Source organism: Pseudomonas sp. Lb2C2, from assembly GCF_052112205.1.
Classification (GTDB): Bacteria; Pseudomonadota; Gammaproteobacteria; order Pseudomonadales; family Pseudomonadaceae; genus Aquipseudomonas; species Aquipseudomonas kilonensis.
On record NZ_JAUTYW010000001.1, the window covers coordinates 598,257 to 621,988 of the forward strand.

Sequence of the window (23,732 nt, forward strand, 5' to 3'; positions counted from 1 at the left end):
CAGCCAACATCAATGTCAGCTGATCCACCGCCATCGCGAGCAAGCTCGCTCCCACAGGGGATTTGTGGTGACCCCAGGTTCGGGGGTTAGTCCGGGACACCCCGTTGATGCTTCTTCAACCGATACGCAAACTGTGCCCGGCTCAGCCCCAGTGAGCGTGCGGCCGCTGCCAGGTTGCCGCTGCTCAGTTGCAGGGCTTCGTTGATCAGTCGTGACTCCAGGCCGTCAATGGAGAAATCCGAGTCCAACTGGCTGAGGGACTGCAGCAGGGCCGGTTTTTCCGCAGCGTCGTTGGCGGCCATGCCCATCGGCGAGAGACCGCCGTGCAGGTCCACGGAATACGCGTCCACCGGCAGGTGCTCATTGCGAAACAGGTGGACCAGGTCAATCGCCTGGCCTTCTTCGCTGGCGATCAGGCCGCGCTCGATGAGGTTCTGCAATTCCCGCACGTTGCCCGGAAAGTCATACCGCAGCAGGACCTTCAACGCGCGCATGGTCAGGCCCATCGGGGTGCGGCCGTATTCCTGGCAAAAGCGCTTGAGGAAGGCATTGATCAGCAACGGTATGTCATCGCGACGCTCGCGCAAGGGCGGCAGGGCGATGGGGTAGACGTTGAGCCGGTAGAACAGGTCTTCACGGAATGCGCCGTCCGCCACGGCTTTGCGCAGGTCGATGTTGGTGGCCGCCACGACCCGCACATCGACCTTGATGCCGTGGCCGCCACCGACCCGTTCGATTTCCCGTTCCTGCAAGGCGCGCAGCAACTTGCTTTGCCCGGCCAGGCTCAGGCAGGTGATCTCGTCCAGGAACAACGTGCCGCCATGGGCGCGCTCGAAACGCCCGGGGCGTGAATGGGTGGCCCCGGTATAGGCACCGCGTTCGACGCCAAACAGTTCGGCCTCGATCAGGTTGTCGGGGATGGCCGCGCAGTTGAGGGCGATGAACGGACCATCGCGTCGGCGACTCAATTGGTGCAACTGGCGGGCGAACATCTCCTTGCCGACGCCGGATTCGCCGCTGACCAGCACGGTGGCGGGCGTCAAGGCCACCCGTTGCAAGGCCTGGGTCGCGGCGTTGAAGGCCGCGCTGGCACCAATCAGCGGTTGTTCGCTGTCCGGTAGCGGGGCGGTTCCGGCCACACTGTCGGCTTGGGTGTCGGCGCGCGGAACGACCGTCGGCGGTGAGGCGTTGAGGTAATTCAGGTCCTGCTCAATGTCTCCCCATTGCTCGGCGGTCTTGCCGACGACACGGCAGCGTTCGTGCCCCATGCCTCGGCATTCCACTTCGCGGAAGATCACCAATTGCCCGAACAGCCCGCTGACGAAACCGATGGCGTAGCCCAGTTCGGTCCAGCACACCGGGTCCTGCCCGGTGCCATAGGCGGCGACATGCTCGTCGGCCTCACAGGAGTGGTGCCAGAGAAACTCCCCTTCATAGAACCCGGAGTCGGCATCGAACTTGAAATGCAGCGGCTCGACCTTGGTCATGCCTTCGAGGGTGTGCAAATGCGTGCCGGCGCGAAACACCGCCGCGGCGTCGGCGTGGGGCCAGCGCTCGCGAATCAGCCGAGCATCGCGGGCACCGGAGGAATAGCCGGTGCGGGTGAGCATGCCACGGGCCTGCTCCAGCCCCTGGCGTTCGATGATTTCCCGGCGCAACGCACCGAAGGATGAACTGTGCAGCAGCAACATGCGCTGGTCGTTGAGCCAGATACGGCCGTCGTCGGGGGAGAAAAACAGGCACGCGGTGAGTTCTGCCGTCGTGGGCGAACTGCTGTCGGTCAGCTCGTTGCTGTCACCCCGTGGACGGAAGTGCTCGGTGGCGATCCGGTGATCCGGCAACTGGCAGTGGGGATTATTCATTGTTATGCCCCTGATGGCGGGTGATCGAAATGATCATCTGGCGAGATAGTTATTAAGCATAACTTTATCAAATGAACAAGCGGCAGCTGGCCAACGGCCACGTCGGCAGAGGCGCCATGAACCTTGTATTCGATGCAGACCATTGATCCAGAGCCGTGCGCCAGGTTTATCAAGGTCCGCAGGCAAAACCGGCACAGCGCTTGCTCAAGCACTAGCACGGCGTTTGCGTCGATACCTTCCAGGTGCGGCAAACGATGACAACAACAAAGAGCCGGGAGTGTTAAATGTCTGCATCCAAAAGCCACCTGTTGTCCCAGGTGATCGAGTCGGAATGTGTCTTCAACGGTGACTGGGTGCCTGCCTCGGGTCCGCTGCAATCGATCATTGAACCGGCCACCGGTGAGCGGCTGATGCGCTGTGCCACGGCCGACTCCGCCGACATTGCCAAGGCCAGCCGCGACGCCGCCGTGGCGCAGCCGGGGTGGGCGGCGCTGGGCCCGCGGCAACGCGCGGCGATCTTCCGCAAGGCCGCTGACGTGGCTGAGCAGTCCTTCGACGAACTGGCGCTGTACGTGGCCCGGGAGACCGGCGCCGCGCTGTTCAAGGGCCAACATGAAGTGCGCGAAGCCATCGTGCTGTTGCATCAGGCCGCTGGCCTGCTGTCCCAGGCCCATGGGGTGGTCCTGCCCAGCGAGGCAGGGCGCCTGTCTTATGCGCGGCGCCAACCCCATGGCGTGGTCGGGGTGATTTCGCCCTTCAACTTTCCCCTGGTGCTGTCCATGCGCTCCGTCGCGCCAGCCCTGGCGGCGGGCAATGCGGTGGTGCTCAAGCCGGATCCGCAGACCCCAGTGAGCGGCGGTTTCCTGATCGCTCGGTTATTCGAGGTAGCGGGGCTGCCCAAGGGCCTGTTGCAAGTATTGCCCGGCGCGGCGGATGCCGGTGAGGCGCTATGCCGCGACCCTAACGTACGCATGATCGCCTTCACCGGTTCCACCGGCGCCGGTCGCAAGGTCGCTGAAGTCGCCGGGCGCAACCTGAAGAAGGTCGCGCTGGAGTTGGGCGGCAAGAACCCACTGATCATTCTTGAAGACGCCGACCTCGACCTCGCGGCCCGGAACGCGGCCTGGGGCGCCTGGCTGCATCAAGGGCAGATCTGCATGGCCACCGGGTTGATCCTCGCCCATGAATCCATCGCCGAAGAACTGACCCGCAAACTGGTGGAAAAAGCCCGGGCCTTGACCGTCGGCAACGCCGCCCAGGGCGAAGCTGCTTTGGGGCCGCTGATCAATCAGCGCCAGCTCAAACGGGTGCACGACATCGTCAGCGACTCCGTGCGCGCCGGGGCTAGGCTGGAGGCAGGTGGCGAGCACGACCGGCTGTTCTATCAGGCCACCGTGCTCAGCGGCGTGAAACCGGGCATGCGGGCCTTCGACGAGGAGGTCTTCGGGCCCGTGGCAACGGTGGTCAGCTTCGCTACCGATGATGAAGCCGTCGAGTTGGCCAACCGCACCGAGTACGGTTTGGCGGCGGCGATCATTTCGCCGTCGGTGGGTCGGGCCATGGCTATCGGTGAGCGGTTGCAGTGCGGCATGTTGCACATCAATGACCAGACCGTCGCCGATGAGTGCATCAACCCGTTCGGCGGGCGCGGCGCCTCGGGCAATGGCGGCAGCGTCGGTGGCCCGGCGGACTGGGACGAATACACGCAATGGCAGTGGGTGACGGTCAAGGACCAGGCGCCGGTCTACCCGTTCTGACAGGCAGGTTTACAGGGCCCGATGAGCTGAGGGCCCTGCGAGTACACAAAAATAATAAGAGGACTCAACATGAAACTCGACAACAAGATTGTGCTGGTGACCGGTGTCTCGTCAGGCATTGGTGCTGCCACGGCGAGCCTGCTGCGTGCCCATGGCGCCCAAGTGATTGGCGTGGACCTCAAGGCGCCGCACATGACCCTGGACGGTTTTGTGCAGGGTGATTTGAGCAGTGCCGAAAACATCGAACGGTTGCTGCCGCAACTGCCCGCGCGGATCGACAGCCTGTGCAATGTTGCCGGGGTGCCGGGCACCGCCAACCCGCAACTGCTGGCGCGGGTCAACTACCTTGGGTTGCGCCACTTGAGCCATGCGCTGCTGCCGCGCATCAACGCTGGCGGCAGCATCGTCAATATCGCCTCGATCCTCGGCGCCGAATGGCCGTTGCGCCTTGAACAGCACAAGGCGCTGGCGCGCATCGAAGATTTTGCCGCCGCGCAAGCCTGGCTGGCCGACCACCCGGTGCCGGACCAGACCTGCTACCAGTACTTCAAGGAAGCCTTGATCGTCTGGACCTACCTGCAGGCCCAACCCTGGTTCCTTGAGCATTCGGTGCGCATGAACAGTGTCGCCCCGGGCCCGGTGTTCACGCCCATCCTCGACGACTTCGTGAGCATGCTCGGCGAGGCCCGGACCCAGGCCGATGCCCATCGCATGAAACGTCCCGCTTACGCCGATGAGGTGGCGGCAGTGATCGCTTTCCTGTGTGCCGACGAGTCGCGCTGGATCAACGGCGTCAACCTGCCGGTCGATGGTGGCTTGGCCTCCACCTACATCTGAATGCGCAGCCGTAGAAGGCGGCGCAAGCCGCTACCTGAGCGTGTTGGCTGCAAAGCCATGCCAAAAAATAACAATAACGAGAAGCGTCCATGGATAACCTCAAAGATTGCTTTGGTTTCAAACATTGCGCCCTGTTCCTGGCGTTATGCAGCACCGGTGTGATGGTCGAAAGGGTCCAGGCCATGCAAATGGACCTGGGTGACTCCGACTGGAAACTGCGCTGGGACAACACCATCAAGTACAGTCAGGCCTGGCGCCTGCAAGGACAGGACAGCCGCTTGGTCAACGCGCCAACTGCCAACGGCCTGTACCCCTCGATCCAGAGCCAGGGTGACAAGAATTTCAGCCGTGGCCTGGTCTCCAACCGCCTGGACCTGTTTTCCGAAATGGACCTGAGCCGGCAAAACTATGGTCTGCGCGTGAGCGGCGCAGCCTGGTACGACGATATCTACAACCAGGACACCGACAGCAGCGAGCAACCGCATTTCCTCAGTGAAACCCGCAAGCTCCATGGTCGCGACGCGGAAATTCTCGATGCCTTCGTGTTCTTGCGCGGTGACCTCGGTGAAGATTCCCAGGGCGTGGCGCGCCTGGGCCGACACAGCCTGATCTATGGGGAAAGCCTGTTCTACGGTGGCAACGGCATTGCCAATGCCCAGGGGCCGACCGATGTCGTCAAGTTGCTCAGCGTACCGGGGACTCAATTCAAGGAGATTCTGCGCCCGGTCAATCAGATCTCCGGGCAGTTGCAGATCAACCCGCAGCTGTCGGTGGGCGCTTACTATCAGTTTGAGTGGGAACGTTCCAATCTGCCCGGCGCCGGCAGCTACTTGAGCGACGTCGATGCCATCGGTTACGGCAGTGGCCCACTGCGCGAAGTGTTTGGCAACGACACGGTCAATGGCGGAGATTTGAAACCGCGCAATTCGGGGCAGGGCGGCATGCAGATCCGCTACAAACCCACCGGCACTGAGCTGGAGCTGGGGTTCTACGCGGCCCAGTATCACGATAAAGCGCCGATCGGGTTGTACGCCTACCTGGACGGTCCGGCGTCTGCGGCCAGCGGCTTGCCGATCCTGGGTTCCTATCGTCAGGTCTACGCCGAAGACATCAAGACCGCCGGCGTCAGTTTCTCCACTGCCTACGGTCCGTTCAACTTTGCCGGTGAAACGTCGCTGCGCTGGAACGCGCCGCTGGTGAGCAATCTGCAAGTAGTGACCCCCGGCATGGCGGCCGATGGTGGCGACAATGAGTTGTTCGCCAGGGGCAAGACCGCCCACGCCAACTTGTCGGCGATCTACCTGCTGTCGCCCACCGCGTTCTGGGACGGCGGCTCGGCCTTGGCCGAACTGGCCTGGAACCGCACCCTGAGCGTGACCAAGAACGCTGCCGCGCTGGACTCCAACACCACCCGCGATGCCACGGCGCTGCGGGTATTGATCGAGCCGGCGTACTTCCAGATTGTCGACGGAATCGACCTGACCGTGCCGATCGGCATGGGGATAGTGCTCGATGGGCGTTCATCGGCGGTCAATAAATCCGGCTTCGGCAACACCCATTCCGGTGACTGGAGTGTCGGGCTCAAAGCCACCTATCTGCAACGCTGGGATGTCGGCCTCAATTACGTGAACTTCTTCGGCGCACCGAAAGCCGGGCTGCGCGAGGACGGTAATTTCAGTTACGGACAGTCGTTGGCCGACCGCGACTTCGTCTCGCTCTACGTGAAAACCTCATTCTAATAAGGTGGATTCGCCATGCAGAACACAACATTCCTGAACACCTGCGTCCTGACCCTGGCCCTTGCTGGCATGGGGCTGGCGCAGGCAGCGGTGTCGCCTGAGCAGGCCGCGCGCTTGAAAACCGATCTGACCCCCTTGGGTGGCGAGCGTGCCGGCAATGCCGATGGCAGTATCCCGGCTTGGCAGGGCGGTTATACCCAGGTCACACCCGGCTATAAACCGGGTGACAAGCGCCCCGATCCATTCGCCGGCGAGAAACCGCTGTATTCGATCAAAGCTTCCAACATGGAGCAGTACGCCAGCGAATTGGCCGAAGGGACCAAGCTGCTATTGAAGAAATACCCGGACTATCGCCTGGACGTGTACCCGACCCATCGCTCGGCCGCCGCCCCACAATGGGTGTATGACAACACCAGCAAGAACGCCACCCGCGCCACACTGGACGTGGCCAGCGAGAAAGTCTCCAACGCCTATGGTGGTATCCCGTTCCCAATCCCGGAAAACGGTGCCCAAGTGCTGTGGAACTACCGGTTGTCCTGGCAGGGTGGCGACACCATCAGCGCGCCTTTCGATACCTGGCTGATGACCGCCGGTGGCAAGAAAGTCCAGGCGACCCGGGCCCAGTTCTCCTATCAGTTTCCCTACTACTTCGAAGGCGGCAGCCTGGAAAACTATGCGGGCAAGTACCAGGTGGGCAAGCTGTTGACTGAGTTGCCGTCATCCAAGGCCGGCGAAGGCCTGATGACCCATTGGGACATGGACCCGGCCAATCGGGCGGCCTGGCAGTATCTGGTCGGCCAGCGCCGGGTTCGCCGGGCGCCGAACATTGCCTATGACACGCCGGACTTCGTGACCTCCGGCGTCGGCCTGTTCGACGAAGCGTTCATGCTGTTCGGACCTACCGATCGCTATGACCTCAAGCTGGTGGGCAAGAAAGAGCTGATCGTCGGCTACAACAATAACCGCGCCGCGCTGGCCAAGAGCGACGACCTGGTCAAGGCGAACTTCCTCAATCCTGATCTGGTGCGTTGGGAGAAGCATCGGGTCTGGGTGGTCGAGGCCACGCTCAAATCCGGCAAGCGCCATGTCGTGCCGCGTCGGACCTACTACCTCGACGAAGACTCCTGGCAGATCCTGATGGCCGACGGTTATGACGCCCAGGGCAAGCTCGGCCGGCAGATGTATTCGCTGACGCTGCTGGCGCCGGATATGCCGGTCCTCACCGCACAGGTCATGTGGGGCAGCTACAACCTCGACACCGGGGCCTACTTCCTCAACGCATCGAGCAATGACCTGGCGGTGCAGTACCAGAAGATCGCGAGACCTTCGGCGTCCTATTACACGCCGGATGCCATGGCCAACGAAAACATGCGTTGAACCAGTGGCGGCCGTGGCGAGGAGGCGGTTCGTCGCGGTCGCTTACGATTTTCCGGGCGGAATAACGATATGAACGTTGAAAAATTTTTAGCGCGCCGCAGTCCGCTATGGGGTGTTTGTGCCTTGGTGGGGAGCCTGTTGGTGAGCGTGCCCTTGGTTGCACAGGCCACGACATTGGCCGTGCTGCAACAGCCGGCTTTGCCGACCGCCAAGGCCCAGCGCTCGGTGTTGCTCGGACTGGCCCGGGCCGGCGAGCGTCTGGTGGCGGTCGGTGAGCGCGGGATCGTGCTGCTCTCCGATGACGCTGGAGTCAACTGGCGCCAGGCCAAAGTGCCGGTCAGCGTCAGCCTGACGGCGGTGCAATTCGTCGATGCCGAGCAAGGCTGGGCAGTCGGTCATCTGGGGGTGGTGCTGCACACCCGGGACGGCGGGGAGACCTGGCAAAAGCAACTCGACGGTCGGCGTGCCATCGCCTTGGCGGTGCAGATTGCTGAGCGCGATGTCAATCAACCCGACGGTGCCAGCCACTTGGCGCAGGCGCGGCGCATGCTCGATGACGGACCGGATAAACCGTTTCTCGACCTGTACTTCAGTGACCGTTTGCACGGCTACGTCGTGGGCGCCTACAACCAGATCTACCGTACCGACGACGGCGGGCGAAGCTGGCAGCCGTGGATGCGGCATGTGGACAATCCGCAGGGCTTGAACCTGTATGGCATCCGCGCCTTGGGCAACGATCTGTGGTTGGTGGGGGAGCGCGGTTTGCTGTTGCGCTCGACCGATGCCGGGCAATCATTCCAGGCCTTGAGGTCACCTTACGAGGGCAGCTTTTTCGGCCTGCTCGGCACCCGTGATGGGGCCTTGGTGGTCTATGGCTTGCGCGGAAACGCCTGGTGGTCCGGGGATCGTGGCAACACTTGGCGACGCCTTGATACCGGTATCGAGTCGACACTGGCGAGCGCCGTCGAACTGCGCGACGGCGGCCTGCTGTTGGCCAGCCAGAGTGGTGAACTTTTATTCAGCCATGACCAGGGTCGAAGCTTTGACAAGCGTCAGAGCCGCAGCGGCGGGACGCTCGCTGCCGTGCAACAGGCGGTCGACGGCAGCCTGGCCAGCGTCGGCTTGACCGGCGTGGCCGCTGACCAGGATCCGCGGGCCTCCGGTAAACCTTGAAACTTCACGGTGTAGCGCTATCGAGCCACGGCTCGTGCAACAGGAGTCAAACTTGAAAGACGACAGAACCCAAACCGTGATCGGCCGCCAGGAAGACTTCGACCGGGCGTCAGGCAACTTCGCTGAGCGGGCGATCTTCAACCATCGACCGCTGGTGATCCTGCTGTGCCTGCTAGTGACATTGGTGCTCGGCTGGCAAGCCACGCGCATCGGCATCAATGCCAGTTACGAGAAGACCATTCCCACCGGACATCCCTACGTCGCCAATTTCCTGGAGAATCGCCAAGAGTTGAGCGGCCTGGGCAACTCGCTGCGCATCGCCGTGGAGGTCAAGCAGGGGAGTATTTTCACCAAGGACTACCTCGATACCCTGGCCAAGCTCAACGACGAGCTCTATCTGCTGCCCGGTGTCGACCGCCCCTACATGAAATCGTTATGGACCCCGACCACGCGCTGGACCGCCGTGACCGAGGAGGGGCTCGACGGCGGCACGGTGATCCCCGACGACTACGATGGGTCGACGACCAGCCTCGAGCAGGTGCGGACCAACGTGGCCCGCTCCGGTGAAGTCGGACAATTGGTCGCCGGCAACTTCAAGTCCAGCGTGATCTTCGTGCCGTTGCTGGAAATCAATCCGCAGACGGGCAAGGCGCTGGACTATGGCGAGTTCTCCCGGCAACTGGAGGCGTTGCGAGACAAGTACCAGACCGATGACCTGCGGATTCATATCACCGGCTTTACCAAGATCGTCGGCGACCTGATCGAGGGCATGACCCAGGTACTGCTGTTCTTCGTGGTGGCGGTACTGGTGACGGTCTTGGTGCTGTTTGGCTACACCCGTTGCGCACGCAGTACCCTGGTGGTGGTGACCTGCTCACTGGCGGCGGTGCTTTGGCAACTGGGGCTGCTAGCCCTGCTCGGTTATGAACTGGACCCCTATTCGGCATTGGTGCCGTTCCTGGTGTTCGCCATTGGCATGAGCCATGGCGCGCAGAAGATGAATGGCATCATGCAGGACATTGGTCGCGGCACCCACCGGGTGGTTGCCGCGCGCTATACCTTCCGCCGACTGTTCGCCGCCGGCATCACCGCTTTGCTTTGCGATGCGGTGGGCTTTGCCGTGTTGCTGCTGATCAACATTCGGGTGATCCAGGACCTGGCGGTCACTGCCAGCCTCGGGGTGGCGGTGCTGATCTTCACCAACCTGATCCTGCTGCCGATCCTGCTCAGCTATATCGGCGTCAGCCCAGCGGCGGCGCAACGCAGCCTGAGTGCGGAAACCACCGAGCAACAGGCGCAGGTCAAGCATCCCCTGTGGCGGGTGCTGGATCTGTTCACCCAACGGCGCTGGGCGATTGGCGCCATGTTGGTTGGCTTGCTGTTGGCCGCGTTTGGTTTTGCCGTGAGCCTGCAGCTGAAAATCGGCGATCTGGACCCCGGTGCCCCGGAGCTGCGTGCCGACTCGCGCTACAACCGCGATGCGCTGTTCATGACCCAGAACTATGCGGCCAGCTCGGATATTTTCGTGGTCATGATCAAGACCCCCGAGGATCAATGCACCCGTTACGCCAGCCTGTCCGCGGTAGACGCGCTGGCCTGGCAACTGGAGCAATTGCCCGGCGTGGAATCGACCACCTCGATGGCCGCGCTGAGCAAGATCGCCACGGCCGGTTATAACGAAGGCAACTTCAAATGGTATGAACTGATCCCCAACGACGGCGCGCTGGGTGCTGTGCAAACCCGTGCCCCGCGAGAGCTGTTCAACCAGGGTTGTTCGATGCTGTCGCTGTACGTCTACCTGGCCGATCACAAGGCTGACACCTTGAACCGGGTGGTGGAGGCCAGTGAAAACTTTATCGCTGGGCACCAGATGCCGGAGGTCAAGTTCATGCTCGCAGCCGGCAGCGCGGGGATCGAAGCGGCGACCAATATCGTGGTGAAGAAATCCATGCGCGAGATGCTGTTCTGGGTCTATGGTGCCGTCAGTCTGCTGTGTCTGGTGACCTTCCGCAGCTGGCGCGCAACCCTGTGCGCGATGCTGCCGCTGATGCTCACCTCGATCCTGTGCGAGGCGCTGATGGTGGGGTTGGGCATGGGGGTGAAAGTCGCCACATTGCCGGTCATCGCACTGGGCGTGGGCATCGGTGTCGATTATGCGCTTTACGTGTTGAGCGTGATCCTGGCGCGAATGCGTGCTGGCGATACGCTGGCACAGGCGTATTACCAGGCGCTTCTGTTCACCGGTAAAGTGGTGTTGCTGACGGGGATGACTTTGGCTGTGGCGGTGTCGACCTGGGCTTTCTCGCCGATCAAGTTTCAGGCTGACATGGGGATCTTGCTGGCCTTTATGTTCCTGGTGAACATGCTTGGCGCCTTGATTCTACTGCCGGCCTTGGCCTGGTTGCTGCTGCCACAGAAGGTGTTTTTAAAAAAGCCTGAATTGAGTCGGCAGGAGCGGTGGGTGAGAGGTTGAGGGGGCGTGGTATTTGGGGGGTGTGTATATCCGTTTCTGCGGTCATGGCTACTTGGGGGACCCCAGCAGCCATGACCGCAGCAACGGATATGCCCTAATCAATCCAAAGAAAAAACGGCACCTTCCCATAAAAAAGGGAGGCGCCGCTTTTGCATAGCGTTCAAGTGACCCGTTCTGTCAGGAGGCAAACCGCCGCAACCCGACCGGTGGCACAAAAGCTTCCAGCTCGGCCTCTACTGCCTCGATTATTCGTTCCACATCGGGAGCATTCATCACGGTCGCGCAGGGGATACCTGCAATGGCGATCATGGTCTCGCCGCTGGCACGGTCAAACAGCCTGGCAACCATGCTGCCAGGCGCATCCATGCTCGCTTCGAATCCCATGGGATGGAAGTGCCAGCGCATCAACTGGCAAGCGTTGGGGAACGTAACCTTGCTGAAAGATCCTTTATTCATGTGTTGCCCGCCTTCTTCAATCGAGCGCTTCCTTTTGCCCATGTCAGGAAGGAAGAGCCATCATGGCTCTACCAGTGAGAACTAAAAATAGCACCTGAAAATGAAGCTCATGTGGATTTTTTCAGTCCGTTTTGCGATTGGTTCACTTTTTTTGATCTGGATCACGACTTAAGCGGTAATGCTCAGAATGCCATCACGCTTGGCTGGGGTTGTCCCGAGGCTTGGGCAAGGGCTCTGGCTCGCGGCTTTTCCAGGCGATGAGCAGGGCCAGGGTCACCATCGCCAAGGCGACGGCGAAGGTCGTGTGCAGGCCGTTCGTCACCGCTTCGGGGCTGGCGCGGGTGATGTCATTCGTCGCTGCGGCAGCCGCAAACACTGCGCCGAGCACGGAAGCGCCTGTGAAGAAACCCAGGTTGCGCGACAGGTTCAGCAGCCCGGCGATGACGCCGCGCCTCTGGGCCGCTACATCGGCCATGACGGCCGTGTTGTTGGCTGTCTGGAAGAACGCGTAACCCAGGGTTGTCACGATGATGGCCGTGAGGTAGCCGACGATGCCAAGGGCAGGGGGAACCAGCGAGAGCATCAGGCAACCGAGGACCATGGCCGCCAGGCCGGCGAGTCGCATGGGCGTTACGCCGAAGCGATCCGCCAGGCGTCCGGCAGGCACTCCAGCTAATGCCGCGACGCTTGGCCCTGCCGCCAGCACCAGTCCGACGAGAGTCGCCGGCAGTCCGAGGGCGATGGACAGGTAAAAAGGCCCGACCAGCAGCGTCGCCATCATGACCGTCGCGACCAGGGCACTCGTCACCAGGCCCGAGACCAGCAGTCGGTCGCGAAAGACTGCCAAGGGAATCAGCGGCGACACCGCCCGGGACTGGGCCCGAATGAACAGTCCGCCGCCCACGAGCGCGATCAGCAGCAACACCATGTTCAGCCCACCAAAGCTCCCGCGCCCGGAGGTCATGGCCAAGGCATAGGCGGCGAGTGTCATCGCCAACAGCACGGTACCGGTTACATCGAAGTGGGTTGCTTCGGTCTTCGGCGGCACTTGCCGCACCGGTAGCGAGTACCACGCCAGCCCTAACGTCAGCAGGCCGAGAGGGATGTTGACCAGAAACAAGGCCTGCCAGCCGAATCCGCCGATCAACATGCCGCCAAAGGATGGCCCAAGGGCCGTTCCCACCGCCGACAGCGTGGCCAGCAGCCCCATGGCGCCGCCGGTTTTTTCCTGGGCGACCGTTTCGCCGACCAGGGCCAGGGTCAACGTCATCATGATGGCCGCCCCCAGGCCTTGCAGCGCCCGACCGGCGACCAGAAGCCAAAGCGAAGGCGCGAGGCCGCACACCGCCGATGCCAAGGTGAACAGGATGATGCCGACCAATAACAGCTTGCGCCGGCCCATCAGGTCTCCCAGACGGCCGACACTGACAATCAGCGTGGTGATTGCCAGCAGATAGGCCAGCACCACCCATTGAACCTGCTGGAAAGAGGCATCGAGCGCCTGGGCCAGCGTCGGCAGCGCCACCGCGGCCACACTGGCGCCCAGAGAGGCCAGCAGTGTCGAAAGCGCAAGGCTGACCAAGGCCAAACGGGGTGAAAAGAGCCGGTGTGCGGACGCGGTTGCCGGCCGGGTTTGTGGTGTGTTGACGGGTTTCATCGTGTCACCTGTATCCGTAGCGCTCGAAACGGAGCTGTCAGAACGTTACGCCTGGGCATAACATGGCGGAAGACGCAGCATTTGCAGGTTATAGCTGCACCAAACGCCATCTGTTAAATCCGAGATCCCGCCATGTCCTCTCCCGACCTCAATCTGCTCGTCACCCTTGATGTGCTGCTCTCGGAAGGCAGCGTGGCAAGGGCCGCCCGGCGCTTGCAGCTCAGCCCGTCGGCCATGAGCCGGGCACTGGCGCGGCTGCGTGAAACCACCGGTGACCCGCTGTTGGTGCGGGCCGGGCGAGGGCTGGTACCGACACCCCGTGCGCTGGAGTTGCGCGAACAAGTCAGCCACCTGGTGCAGCAGGCCCAGGCAGTGCTGCGGCCAGTGACTACCCCGGATCTTGGGCGCTTGAGCCGAATCTTCACGTTGCGCACCCGCGAAGGGTTCGTGGAAAACTTTGCCATCGACCTGATCACCCGCATCCACGAGCAAGCGCCCGGCGTGCGCCTGCGCTTCGTGGAAAAGACCGACCGCGACAGCACGGCGCTTCGCGAAGGCGCCGTGGACCTGGAGACCGCCGTCGTGGACAAGGACACCAGCCCGGAACTGCGAACCCAGGCGTTGTTCAGCGATCGCTTGATTGGCGTGGTGCGCGCGGGTCACCCGCTGTGCCAGGCAGTGGTGAGCGCCGCCGATTATGCGGCAGGCAGGCATGTCGGTGTGTCGATGCGCGGCCTGGATCATGGCCTCATCGACCAGGCGCTGGCGGCGTTGAACTTGTCCCGGGAAATCGTCACCAGCGTGCCAGGCTTTTCCTCGGCGCTGGGCTTGGCCCGCTCCAGCGACCTGATTGCCAGCGTGCCCGAACGCTACACCGCGAGCCTGAGGGTCGGCCTGCACAGTTTTGCGCTGCCGTTTCCAGTACCTGGGTTCACGATCGCCATGCTCTGGCATCCTCGGATGGACGCCGACCCTGTGCATCGCTGGCTTCGAGGCTGTCTGCGGGAAGTGTGCGCACGTAAAACAGTAGAGGTTTAGTAGATATTGATTAATAGCATTTCGCTGGCACTTAGTTGGAAGAAGTGCGACGCCGTCCGCAAATTGCTAGTTATCGATATTTAATATTTAAATAGAATTTTGTCTGACAATCCTTAATTCAGGCAGTTGAGCACGCGCACTAACGAGGCAGAAACCTATTGTTTGTTGGCGTTAACGGATAGGCCGTGAAATTGAACGGAAAAAATTGCTAGACGTTTGATTTCCAATTGTGTCAGGTTTCTTACGTCCTCATTGGGCGAGTGATAGGACGATCTCGCCAGAGATTGTCTGTCTGACTAAAACTGTTCCATTTGCAAACAAGGAAGTGTGTTTATGTCGAAAGTCAAAAGCAGCGCTATCGATTCTGCCGAACAACTCCTCTGGGCGCCGCAATCATTGGCGGCTCCCAGTAATGCGTTCAACCAGATCAATAGTTTCAGCCACCAATACGACCGGGGCGGCAACCTGACCGTCAACGGCAAACCGTCGTACTCCGTCGACGAGGCGGCCACTCAGTTGCTGCGCGACGGCGCGGCTTACCTGGACCGGGACGGCAGCGGCAAGATCGAGCTGACCTACACCTTCCTGACGTCCGCCTCTTCCAGCACCATGAACAAGCATGGGATCAGCGGCTTCAGCCAGTTCAGTGCGCAGCAGAAAGGCCAGGCAGCCCTGGCCATGCAATCCTGGGCGGACGTGGCCAATGTCACCTTCACCGAAAAAGCCAGCGGCGGCGACGGTCACATGACCTTCGGCAACTACAGCGGCGGCCAGGATGGCGCAGCGGCGTTCGCTTATCTACCGGGGACGGGGGCCGGCTATGACGGGACTTCCTGGTACCTGATCAACAGCAGCTACACCCAGAACAAGAACCCGGACCTGAACAACTACGGCCGCCAGACCCTGACCCATGAAATCGGTCACACCCTCGGCCTGGCCCACCCGGGTGACTACAACGCTGGCGAAGGCAGCCCGACCTACGATGACGCTACGTATGGCCAGGACACCCGTGGCTACAGCCTCATGAGCTACTGGAGCGAAAGCAATACCGACCAGAACTTCAGCAAGGGCGGCGTCGAAGCCTACGCCTCCGGTCCGCTGATGGATGACATCGCGGCCATCCAGAAGCTCTATGGTGCCAACACCACGACCCGTACCGGCGATTCGACCTACGGCTTCAACTCCAACACCGGTCGCGATTTTCTCAGTGCATCTTCGTCGTCGGACAAAGTGGTGTTTTCGGTATGGGACGCGGGCGGGCGCGATACCCTGGATTTCTCCGGTTTTACCCAGAACCAGAAAATCAACCTCAATGACGCCTCGTTCTCCGATGTTGGCGGCATGGTGGGCAACGTGTCCATCGCCCAGGGTGCCGTCATCGAAAACGCCATCGGCGGTTCGGGCAGCGACTTGCTGATTGGCAACACGGTGGCCAACGAACTCAAGGGCGGCGCGGGCAACGATATCCTTTGGGGCGCTGGTGGCGCAGACAAGCTCTGGGGTGGCTCGGGTTCGGACACCTTTGTTTTTACCGCCAGTTCCGATTCGCGGCCGGGGGCGACGGACCAGATCCTTGATTTCGTCAGCGGCCTGGACAAGATCGACCTGACCGGTATCACCAAGGGCGCGGGCCTGCACTTCGTGAGCGCGTTCACCGGTGCGGCGGGCGATGCGGTGTTGTCGACATCGGGTGGCAACAGCCTGCTGTCGGTGGACTTCTCCGGGCTCGGCGTGGCTGACTTCCTGGTCAGCACCGTTGGCCAGGCAGCGGTCTCGGATATCGTGGCCTGATGCTAAACCCTGTAGGAGCTGTCGCTTCGCTCGACAGCGCCTACAGGACCCAGGCCAGGATGAAAAAATGCGTAGAAAATTCATGCCCAGTAGCGCTAAGGCAACCGCCGGGTTGCTCGCTACGCTGATGATGTTTTGTGGAGAAGTCGCCATGGCGCGCAGCCTGTTGTTAGCAGAACCCTCGCAGTTGGCCGGTCAGTGGCTGGCCGTTTTGTCGAGCCCGCAGGACACTGCACAAAGCCAGACGATGCAGGACAAACCGGCCAACACTTGCCTTGTCGAGCTCAAGGCGGACCAGACCCTCGGTGGGCAAACCGAATGCCTGGGTCGCTGGCTGGGGGATGAACCGGTCCATTGGTTTACCGAACCCGATGGTCTTTCCCTAATTGGCAGACAGAACTCTAGAGTGCATCTGGGGATGCGCCAAGAACATCATTATCAAGTCACTTTGAAGTCCGGCCTGATACTCAGGCTTGAGCGCCCGATCGAGCGTTAACAAATTGTTACGTTTATCCCGGAACAAGACGCGTATGTTCAATCAGGCGTGCGCATCGGCCGGGGCCGATTTAATAATTAAAGATTGGTAGTGCATAACAGCCGTATATCCGGCGAAGCCAACAGCAGGAAGAGTCATGACTAAGAGCCAGGGCGTTGTCGCCGTGCCGCTGTTTAAAGCGCTGGGCGCTTATAAAAATATTCTGATCAGTGTCGGTTGTTTTACTGCGTTGATTAACGTCTTGATGCTTGCGCCTTCGATATACATGCTCCAAGTATATGACCGCGGGTTGTCATCCCAAAACGAAACCACGCTGGCGATGTTGTCATTGATGGTCGTCGGCTTCTTCGTATTCATCGGGCTGCTGGAAATGGTCCGCAGCTTCGTGGTCATCCGCATCGGCAGCCAGTTGGAGAGACGCTTCAATCTCCAGGTGTACCAGGCCGCGTTCGAGCGCAATCTGCGCCAGGGAGAAGGCAACGCCGGGCAATCTCTGGGCGACCTCACGCATATTCGCCAATTCCTCACCGGACCGGCGCTGTTCGCTTTCTTCGACGCGCCGTGGTTTCCCATCTATCTGCTGGTGATCTACCTGTTCAACGTGTGGCTCGGCGTGTTTGCCTCCGTCGGCACGCTGCTGCTGATCGGCCTGGCCTGCCTGAATGAGGCCATGACCAAAAAAGCCTTGGGGCAGGCCAGCGTCTACTCGCAACAGTCCAGCCAACTGGCTACCAGCCATTTGCACAACGCCGAGACGATCCAGGCCATGGGCATGCTCGGCGCGCTGCGCAGCCGGTGGTTTGCCGTGCACTCACGGTTTCTCGGCTTGCAGAACCAGGCCAGCGATACCGGCGCGGTGATCAGCTCCTTGAGCAAGACCCTGCGCCTGTGCCTGCAATCGCTGGTGCTGGGCTTGGGGGCACTGCTGGTGATCAAGGGCGACATGACCGCTGGGATGATGATCGCCGGATCGATCCTGATGGGCCGGGTATTGAGCCCCATCGACCAGTTGATCGCCGTGTGGAAACAGTGGAGCGGCGCCAAGCTGGCTTACCGGCGTCTCGATGCGCTGTTGCAGGCGTTTGCGCCTCAGGACGACGGCATGACGCTGCCAGCGCCCAAGGGCCAGGTGAGTTTTGAACAAGTGAGCGCGGGACCACCAGGACAACGCAATGCGACGCTGCAGCAGGTCAGCTTCAGCTTGGCTGCCGGGGAAGTGCTGGGTGTGCTGGGGGCGTCCGGCTCCGGCAAGTCCACCCTGGCCCGAGTCCTGGTGGGGGTGTGGCCGACCCTCGCGGGGACGGTGCGCCTCGACGGGGCCGACATTCATCGCTGGAATCGCGAGCAACTCGGCCCGCACGTTGGTTATCTGCCCCAGGACATCGAGCTGTTCAGCGGCAGCATTGCCGAGAACATCGCCCGGTTTCGCCAAGCCGATCCGCAAAAAGTCGTCGCCGCCGCGCAGCAGGCCGGGGTCCATGAGCTGATCCTGCGCCTGCCCAAAGGCTATGACACGGTGCTGGGGGAGGACGGCGGTGGTTTGTCCGGCGGGCAGAAACAACGGGTTGCGCTGGCCCGGGCGATGTACGACCGGCCGAGCCTGGTGGTGCTCGACGAACCCAACTCCAACCTCGACACGGTTGGCGAAGCGGCGCTCGCCAGTGCCATCGCGCAGATGAAGGCCCAGGGCACCAGTGTCGTGCTGGTCACCCATCGCTCCTCGGCATTGGCCCAGGCCGACAAGTTACTGGTGCTCGACGAAGGCCGGCTACAAGCCTTCGGCCCAAGCCAGCAAGTGTTGCGGGCGCTTTCCGGCCAGTCGGGCCCACAGGACAACTCGCCGCGCAGCTCACCGCCGAACAGTCCCCAGGTGGCCCCCAACGAACTGAGCATGAGTCGCCAGTACCAGGCCGCCAGCAAACCCGGTGGCGCATGAGCAAGGAGCGCGACATGAATCTAGAACATTCTCAGGACGTTGAGCAGCCGGAGCGCGACGCCCGTTTCTTCACCCGCATTGGCTGGGCATTGGCGCTCATTGGCGCGGGCAGTTTTTTCACCTGGGCCAGCCTCGCGCCGCTGGACCAGGGCATCCCGGTGCAAGGCACCGTGGTGGTTTCAGGCAAGCGCAAGGCGGTGCAATCGATGAGCGCCGGCGTAGTCAGCCGGATCCTGGTGCGCGAAGGCGAAGCGGTGAAGCAGGGCCAGCCGCTGTTCCGTCTGGACCAGACCCAGGCCGCCGCCGATGTGCAATCGCTGCAGGCGCAGTACCGGATGACCTGGGCGAGCCTGGCGCGTTGGCAAAGCGAGCGGGACAACTTGTTGCAGGTGAGTTTTCCGGCCGAGCTGAGTCGCGATCCCGATCCAGGCCTGGCCCTGGTGCTTGAAGGCCAGCGGCAACTGTTCAGCAGCCGCCGCGAAGCCTTCGCCCGGGAGCAGGCGGCGTTGCGCGCCAGCATCGAGGGCGCCGCGGCGCAATTGGCGGGCATGCGCCGGGCCCGCAGCGACCTGACCGCCCAGGCCGAATCCCTGCGCCTGCAACTGGGCAACCTGCAACCCTTGGCGGACAACGGCTACATCCCGCGCAACCGCCTGCTGGACTATCAACGCCAGCTGTCGCAAGTACAGCAGGAACTGGCGCAGAACAGCGGCGAAAGCGGGCGGGTGGAGCAGGGAATCGTCGAGTCGCAGCCTGAAGCTGCAGCAGCACCACGAGGAATACCAGAAAGAGGTGCGTAGCCAGTTGGCCGACGCCCAGCTCAAGAGTGAAACCCTGCAACAGCAACTGAAATCCGCCGGCTTCGAGTTGCAACACAGCGAAATCCTCGCCACCGCCGACGGCATCGCGGTCAACCTGGGGGTGCACACCGAGGGCGCGGTGGTGCGTCAGGGCGACACCTTGCTGGAAATCGTCCCCCAAGGTACGCGGTTGGAAGTGGAAGGGCATTTGCCGGTGCACCTGATCGACAAGGTCGGCCCGCATTTGCCGGTGGACATCCTGTTTACCGCCTTCAACCAGAACCGCACGCCAAGGGTGCCAGGGGAAGTCAGCTTGATTTCCGCTGACCAGATGCTCGATGAGAAGACCGGCGCGCCGTATTACGTCCTGCGCAGCAGCGTCAGTGACGTGGCGATGGACAAGCTCAACGGCCTGGTGATCAAGCCCGGCATGCCGGCCGAGATGTTCGTGCGCACGGGCGAGCGCTCGTTGCTCAACTACCTGTTCAAACCGCTGCTCGACCGAGCCGGCTCTGCGTTGACCGAAGAATAAGGATGTCCGGCGCTATGAAGCGTTTCTATTGGGTGGCCGTGCTGGCCGTTTCCGTGTGCAACAACGCCTGGGCCATGGGGCCCTTCGAGTTCTACGAGCAGGCCCTGCGCAATGATCCGGTCTACCTGGGCGCGATCAAGGAGCGCGATGCGGGCCTGGAGAACCGCGCCATTGGCCGCGCCGGGCTGTTGCCGCACCTGGGCTACAGCTACAACAAGGGCCGCAACCAATCCAAGGTCACGTACCTCAATGACCGTGGCGCCAGCCAGCATGACGATCGCAACTACAGCAGCTACGGCTCCAGCCTGACGCTGCAACAACCGCTGCTGGACTACGAGGCTTACGCCGCCTATCGAAAGGGCGTGGCCCAGGCGCTGTTCGCCGACGAAAGTTTTCGAGGCAAGAGCCAGGAGTTGTTGGTGCGGGTGCTGAGTCATTACACCCAGGCGCTGTTCGCCCAGGACCAGATCGACATTGCCCAGGCCAAGAAAAAGGCGTTCGAGCAGCAATTCCACCAGAACGAGCATCTGTTTCGCCAGGGCGAAGGGACGCGCACCGACATCCTCGAGGCGCAGGCGCGCTATGAACTGGCAATCGCCGAAGAGATCGAGGCGCGGGATGAGCAGGACGCCGCCTTGCGTGAACTGGGCTCGCTGATTGGCGTTCCGGCCCTGGATATCGGCGACCTGGCGCCGCTGCACGACACCTTCCAGACCTTTGCCTTGCAGCCGGCCAGTTTCGATACCTGGCACGAACTGGCGGTGAGCAACAACCCCAATCTGGCGTCCCAGCGCCAAGCCGTGGACGTGGCGCGTTTCGAGGTGGAGCGCAACCGCGCCGGGCACCTGCCCAAGGTCAGTGCCTACGCAACGATGCGCCAGAACGAATCGGAAAGTGGCAACACCTATAACCAGCGCTACGACACCAACACCATCGGCCTGGAAGTCAGTGTGCCGCTGTACGCCGGTGGCGGGGTCTCGGCGTCGACCCGCCAGGCCAGCCGCAATATGGAACAGGCCGAATACGAGCTGGATGCCAAGACCCGCGAGACGCTGATCGAATTGCGCCGCCAGTTCAGCGCCTGCGTGTCCGGGGTGAACAAACTGCGCGCTTATCAGAAGGCCCTGAGCTCCGCCGAAGCGCTGGTGGTCTCGACCCGGCAAAGCATCCTTGGCGGCGAGCGGGTCAACCTCGATGCGCTCAATGCCGAACAACAGCTCTACACCACCCGCCGCGACCTGGCCCAGGCCCGTTACGACTACCTCATGGCCTGGACCAAGCTGCATTACTACGCCGGCACCCTCGGCCCGCAGGACCTGGCGAAGGTGGATGAGGCGTTTGTGTCCCGGGCAGGTATTCAATGACCGCGCGGATGCCGTTGTGGCGAGGGGATTCCAACAACAAAAGAGGGCAACAACCATGGGTATCTACGACTACAAGAACCTCGGCACCACCGAATCCAAGGCACTGGTCAGCGACGCAATGGCGATCATGCTGTATTCCTACCACAACCTCGACAACGGTTTTGCCGCTGGGTACCAGCACAACGGCTTTGGTGCCGGGCTGCCGGCGACCCTGGTCACCGCGGTGCTGGGGAGCACCGATTCCCAAGGGGTGATTCCCGGCGTGCCGTGGAACCCCGACTCGGAAAAACTGGCCCTGGAGGCGGTACAGAAAGCCGGCTGGACGCCCATCAGCGCCGCGCAACTGGGCTACGCCGGCAAGGTGGATGATCGCGGGACATTTTTTGGTGAAAAAACCGGCTATACCACCGCGCAGGTCGAGATCCTCGGCAAGTACGATGCCGCGGGGCACTTGCAGGAAATCGGCGTGTCGTTTCGCGGCACCAGCGGCCCTCGGGAAAACCTGATTGGCGACACCATTGGCGACGTGATCAGCGACCTGATGGCCGCGCTGGGGCCCAAGGACTACGCGAAAAACTACGCCGGCGAAGCCTTTGGCAACCTGCTGGGGGACGTCGCGAAGTTTGCCCAGGCCCATGGCCTGACGGGCAACGACGTGCTGGTCAGCGGCCACAGCCTGGGCGGGTTGGCGGTCAACAGCCTGGCGGACTTGAGCGCCAGCCAATGGTCGGGGTTCTACGCCGATGCCAACTACATCGCCTACGCCTCGCCAACCCAGAGCAGTACCGACAAGGTCTTGAACATCGGTTACGAGAACGATCCGGTGTTCCGCGCCCTGGACGGCTCGACGTTCAACCTCGCGTCGGTGGGTGTGCACGATGGGCAACAGGAATCGGCCACCAACAACATCGTCAGCTTCAATGACCACTACGCTTCGACGGCATGGAACGTGTTGCCGTTTTCCATCCTCAACATCCCCACCTGGATTTCCCACCTGCCTACCGGCTATGGCGATGGCATGGGCCGGATCATGGGGTCGGCGTTCTACGATCTCACCGAAAAAGACTCCACCATCATCGTCGCCAACCTGTCTGACCCCGCGCGCGCCAATACCTGGGTGCAGGACCTCAATCGCAATGCCGAAACCCACACCGGCAGCACGTTCATCATCGGCAGCGACAGCAATGACCTGATCCAGGGCGGCCAGGGCAACGACTACCTGGAGGGCCGCGCCGGCAACGACACCTTTCGCGATGGCGGTGGCTACAACGTGATATTGGGCGGGCAGGGCAACAACAGCCTGCAACTGCAGCAGTCGGTGAAGGATTTCAGTTTCGCCCACGACGGGGCCGGAACGCTGTATATGCGCGACGCCCATGGCGCGATCAGCATCACCCGCGACATTGGCACCTTGGTCAGTAAGGAGCCTGGGTTGTTCTGGGGGCTGCTCAAGGATGAGGTGAGCCACAGTGTCACCGCCAATGGCCTGGTGGCCGGCGCCAACCTGACGGCGTATGCCTCCTCGATCAAGGGCAGCGCGGCCAACGACACACTGGTGGCGGGGGCGAAGGGTGACTGGCTGTTCGGCCAGGACGGCAACGATGTGCTGGTGGGCGGCGCGGGTAACGACACCTTTGTCGGTGGGGCGGGCAATGACCAGATGCAAGCGGGGGGCGGCAGTGACACCTTCCTCTTCAACGGCGCCTTCGGCCAGGACCGGATCAGCGGCTACGACGCGGGGGACAAGCTTGTGTTCCTTGGCGTACCAGGTGCCGGGGCAGGATATGACTACAGCCAGTACCTGTCACAAGTGGGCAATGACACGCTGCTCAAGGTCGGCGACAGTTCCGTGACGCTGGTGGGCGTTGGTCTGGGTCAGGTAGGGGGCGAAGGGATCGTGTTCGCCTGATATCGCTATCGCGAGCAGGCTCGCTCCCACAGGGGGGCTCGGGTGTATGCAGGATTTGTGTTCACCACCGAGCTTTTGTGGGAGCGAGCCTGCTCGCGATGGCGGTGCGGCAGGCGAATCACTGGTAATCAGTCTTCCTTGCGAATGGTTGCCACATCATCGGCGCGGACCCGGACTTTCCTCCCGGAAATATCCTCGAACTCGTAGAAACCATCGACGGTGCGAGTATTGGGGGTGTCCTTGGTCAAATACTGGGTACCGTTCTGCAAGGTCACTACAGTGGGCGACGCGCAGCCAGCCAGCGCCAGAAATGCCACGGCGACCATGGGCAGGCCCAGAAACCTGATGTTCATAACCATAACCTCTCAATCAAAAGGACACGGAGCAGCTGATTCGACCGCGCCATCACATTAGCTAACCGCCATTGGTCTCGCTTGCCGTAGGAAAGTTCATCGCTGGCTGAAGGATTTCACCTTAAATATAGGAGACCGTTCATCTTTTGCTGTTGCCTGGCTGGTTTACAGCTGTTATCTGT

General features: G+C 61.8%; 16 protein-coding genes and 1 pseudogene. 13 read left to right on the top strand and 4 right to left on the bottom strand.

The genetic code is table 11. The annotated features are described in order from the left end of the window. Nucleotides 1–86: 86 nt before the first annotated feature. Nucleotides 87–1,862, bottom strand: coding sequence for a sigma-54-dependent Fis family transcriptional regulator (locus Q7F16_RS02540; RefSeq protein ID WP_046062365.1), 1,776 nt, complete (start codon nt 1,860–1,862; stop codon nt 87–89). Nucleotides 1,863–2,146: 284 nt separating this feature from the next. On the opposite strand from Q7F16_RS02540, the gene Q7F16_RS02545 reads away from it, so the two are divergent. The 6 genes from Q7F16_RS02545 (at nt 2,147) to Q7F16_RS02570 (ending at nt 11,218) form a co-directional block, all read left to right on the top strand. Beyond that, entirely contained in the window at nt 2,147–3,619 is a 1,473-nt protein-coding gene (locus Q7F16_RS02545) for a benzaldehyde dehydrogenase (protein ID WP_409555560.1), read from the top strand. A gap of 69 nt (nt 3,620–3,688) precedes the next feature. Next, nucleotides 3,689–4,456, top strand: coding sequence for a coniferyl-alcohol dehydrogenase (locus tag Q7F16_RS02550; protein WP_409555561.1), 768 nt, complete (start codon nt 3,689–3,691; stop codon nt 4,454–4,456). An 89-nt stretch (nt 4,457–4,545) separates the two neighbouring features. Continuing rightward, a complete protein-coding gene (locus Q7F16_RS02555) occupies nt 4,546–6,195 on the top strand; it encodes a DUF1302 domain-containing protein (protein WP_079303415.1) in 1,650 nt (549 codons plus the stop codon). Between the two features lie 15 nt (nt 6,196–6,210). Continuing rightward, nucleotides 6,211–7,572, top strand: a complete 1,362-nt coding sequence (locus Q7F16_RS02560; protein WP_409555562.1) for a DUF1329 domain-containing protein — start codon at nt 6,211–6,213, stop codon at nt 7,570–7,572. A 69-nt stretch (nt 7,573–7,641) separates the two neighbouring features. Next, entirely contained in the window at nt 7,642–8,745 is a 1,104-nt protein-coding gene (locus tag Q7F16_RS02565; RefSeq protein ID WP_409555563.1) for a WD40/YVTN/BNR-like repeat-containing protein, read from the top strand. A gap of 52 nt (nt 8,746–8,797) precedes the next feature. Next, a complete protein-coding gene (locus tag Q7F16_RS02570) occupies nt 8,798–11,218 on the top strand; it encodes an efflux RND transporter permease subunit (RefSeq protein WP_046062371.1) in 2,421 nt (806 codons plus the stop codon). A gap of 177 nt (nt 11,219–11,395) precedes the next feature. Here the strand turns inward: Q7F16_RS02570 and Q7F16_RS02575 are convergent, their stop codons facing one another. Together Q7F16_RS02575 and Q7F16_RS02580 are read right to left on the bottom strand one after the other, a co-directional pair. Continuing rightward, complete coding sequence (locus Q7F16_RS02575; protein WP_003201764.1) at nt 11,396–11,674, bottom strand: DUF1652 domain-containing protein; 279 nt, start codon at nt 11,672–11,674, stop codon at nt 11,396–11,398. 193 nt (nt 11,675–11,867) lie between these two features. Continuing rightward, complete coding sequence (locus Q7F16_RS02580) at nt 11,868–13,331, bottom strand: MFS transporter (RefSeq protein ID WP_409555564.1); 1,464 nt, start codon at nt 13,329–13,331, stop codon at nt 11,868–11,870. Between the two features lie 132 nt (nt 13,332–13,463). Between Q7F16_RS02580 and Q7F16_RS02585 the strand changes: the two genes are divergently transcribed. The 7 genes and pseudogenes from Q7F16_RS02585 (at nt 13,464) to Q7F16_RS02615 (ending at nt 23,197) form a co-directional block, all read left to right on the top strand. Further along, a complete protein-coding gene (locus Q7F16_RS02585; RefSeq protein WP_409555565.1) occupies nt 13,464–14,369 on the top strand; it encodes a LysR family transcriptional regulator in 906 nt (301 codons plus the stop codon). Nucleotides 14,370–14,702: 333 nt separating this feature from the next. Beyond that, entirely contained in the window at nt 14,703–16,160 is a 1,458-nt protein-coding gene (locus Q7F16_RS02590) for a serralysin family metalloprotease (protein WP_409555566.1), read from the top strand. Nucleotides 16,161–16,227: 67 nt separating this feature from the next. After that, complete coding sequence (locus Q7F16_RS02595) at nt 16,228–16,656, top strand: AprI/Inh family metalloprotease inhibitor (protein ID WP_409555567.1); 429 nt, start codon at nt 16,228–16,230, stop codon at nt 16,654–16,656. A gap of 136 nt (nt 16,657–16,792) precedes the next feature. Next, nucleotides 16,793–18,592: a type I secretion system permease/ATPase gene (locus tag Q7F16_RS02600; RefSeq protein ID WP_409555568.1), complete on the top strand. Its 1,800-nt coding sequence runs from the start codon at nt 16,793–16,795 to the stop codon at nt 18,590–18,592. Further along, a pseudogene (locus Q7F16_RS02605) lies at nt 18,589–19,924 on the top strand (HlyD family type I secretion periplasmic adaptor subunit). The gene Q7F16_RS02600 and the pseudogene Q7F16_RS02605 overlap by 4 nt, the downstream one beginning before the upstream one ends. A 14-nt stretch (nt 19,925–19,938) precedes the next feature. Beyond that, nucleotides 19,939–21,288, top strand: coding sequence for a TolC family outer membrane protein (locus Q7F16_RS02610; RefSeq protein ID WP_082097923.1), 1,350 nt, complete (start codon nt 19,939–19,941; stop codon nt 21,286–21,288). Between the two features lie 55 nt (nt 21,289–21,343). Then, nucleotides 21,344–23,197 (top strand): polyurethane esterase, encoded by a 1,854-nt coding sequence (locus Q7F16_RS02615; protein WP_409555569.1) that lies wholly within the window; start codon nt 21,344–21,346, stop codon nt 23,195–23,197. A 128-nt stretch (nt 23,198–23,325) separates the two neighbouring features. On the opposite strand, the gene Q7F16_RS02620 is transcribed toward Q7F16_RS02615, so the two are convergent. Then, nucleotides 23,326–23,550, bottom strand: a complete 225-nt coding sequence (locus Q7F16_RS02620) for a YgdI/YgdR family lipoprotein (protein WP_014338391.1) — start codon at nt 23,548–23,550, stop codon at nt 23,326–23,328. Nucleotides 23,551–23,732 lie beyond the last annotated feature (182 nt).

Bases quoted from the DNA above. Each gene is read 5' to 3' on its own strand.
- Q7F16_RS02590 (WP_409555566.1), top strand. From the start codon at position 14,703: ATGTCGAAAGTCAAAAGCAGCGCTATCGATTCTGCCGAACAACTCCTC.
- Q7F16_RS02540 (WP_046062365.1), bottom strand. From the start codon at position 1,862: ATGAATAATCCCCACTGCCAGTTGCCGGATCACCGGATCGCCACCGAG.
- Q7F16_RS02555 (WP_079303415.1), top strand. From the start codon at position 4,546: ATGGATAACCTCAAAGATTGCTTTGGTTTCAAACATTGCGCCCTGTTC.
- Q7F16_RS02565 (WP_409555563.1), top strand. From the start codon at position 7,642: ATGAACGTTGAAAAATTTTTAGCGCGCCGCAGTCCGCTATGGGGTGTT.
- Q7F16_RS02545 (WP_409555560.1), top strand. From the start codon at position 2,147: ATGTCTGCATCCAAAAGCCACCTGTTGTCCCAGGTGATCGAGTCGGAA.
- Q7F16_RS02560 (WP_409555562.1), top strand. From the start codon at position 6,211: ATGCAGAACACAACATTCCTGAACACCTGCGTCCTGACCCTGGCCCTT.
- Q7F16_RS02615 (WP_409555569.1), top strand. From the start codon at position 21,344: ATGGGTATCTACGACTACAAGAACCTCGGCACCACCGAATCCAAGGCA.
- Q7F16_RS02585 (WP_409555565.1), top strand. From the start codon at position 13,464: ATGTCCTCTCCCGACCTCAATCTGCTCGTCACCCTTGATGTGCTGCTC.
- Q7F16_RS02595 (WP_409555567.1), top strand. From the start codon at position 16,228: ATGCGTAGAAAATTCATGCCCAGTAGCGCTAAGGCAACCGCCGGGTTG.
- Q7F16_RS02550 (WP_409555561.1), top strand. From the start codon at position 3,689: ATGAAACTCGACAACAAGATTGTGCTGGTGACCGGTGTCTCGTCAGGC.
- Q7F16_RS02575 (WP_003201764.1), bottom strand. From the start codon at position 11,674: ATGAATAAAGGATCTTTCAGCAAGGTTACGTTCCCCAACGCTTGCCAG.
- Q7F16_RS02580 (WP_409555564.1), bottom strand. From the start codon at position 13,331: ATGAAACCCGTCAACACACCACAAACCCGGCCGGCAACCGCGTCCGCA.
- Q7F16_RS02620 (WP_014338391.1), bottom strand. From the start codon at position 23,550: ATGAACATCAGGTTTCTGGGCCTGCCCATGGTCGCCGTGGCATTTCTG.
- Q7F16_RS02610 (WP_082097923.1), top strand. From the start codon at position 19,939: ATGAAGCGTTTCTATTGGGTGGCCGTGCTGGCCGTTTCCGTGTGCAAC.
- Q7F16_RS02600 (WP_409555568.1), top strand. From the start codon at position 16,793: ATGACTAAGAGCCAGGGCGTTGTCGCCGTGCCGCTGTTTAAAGCGCTG.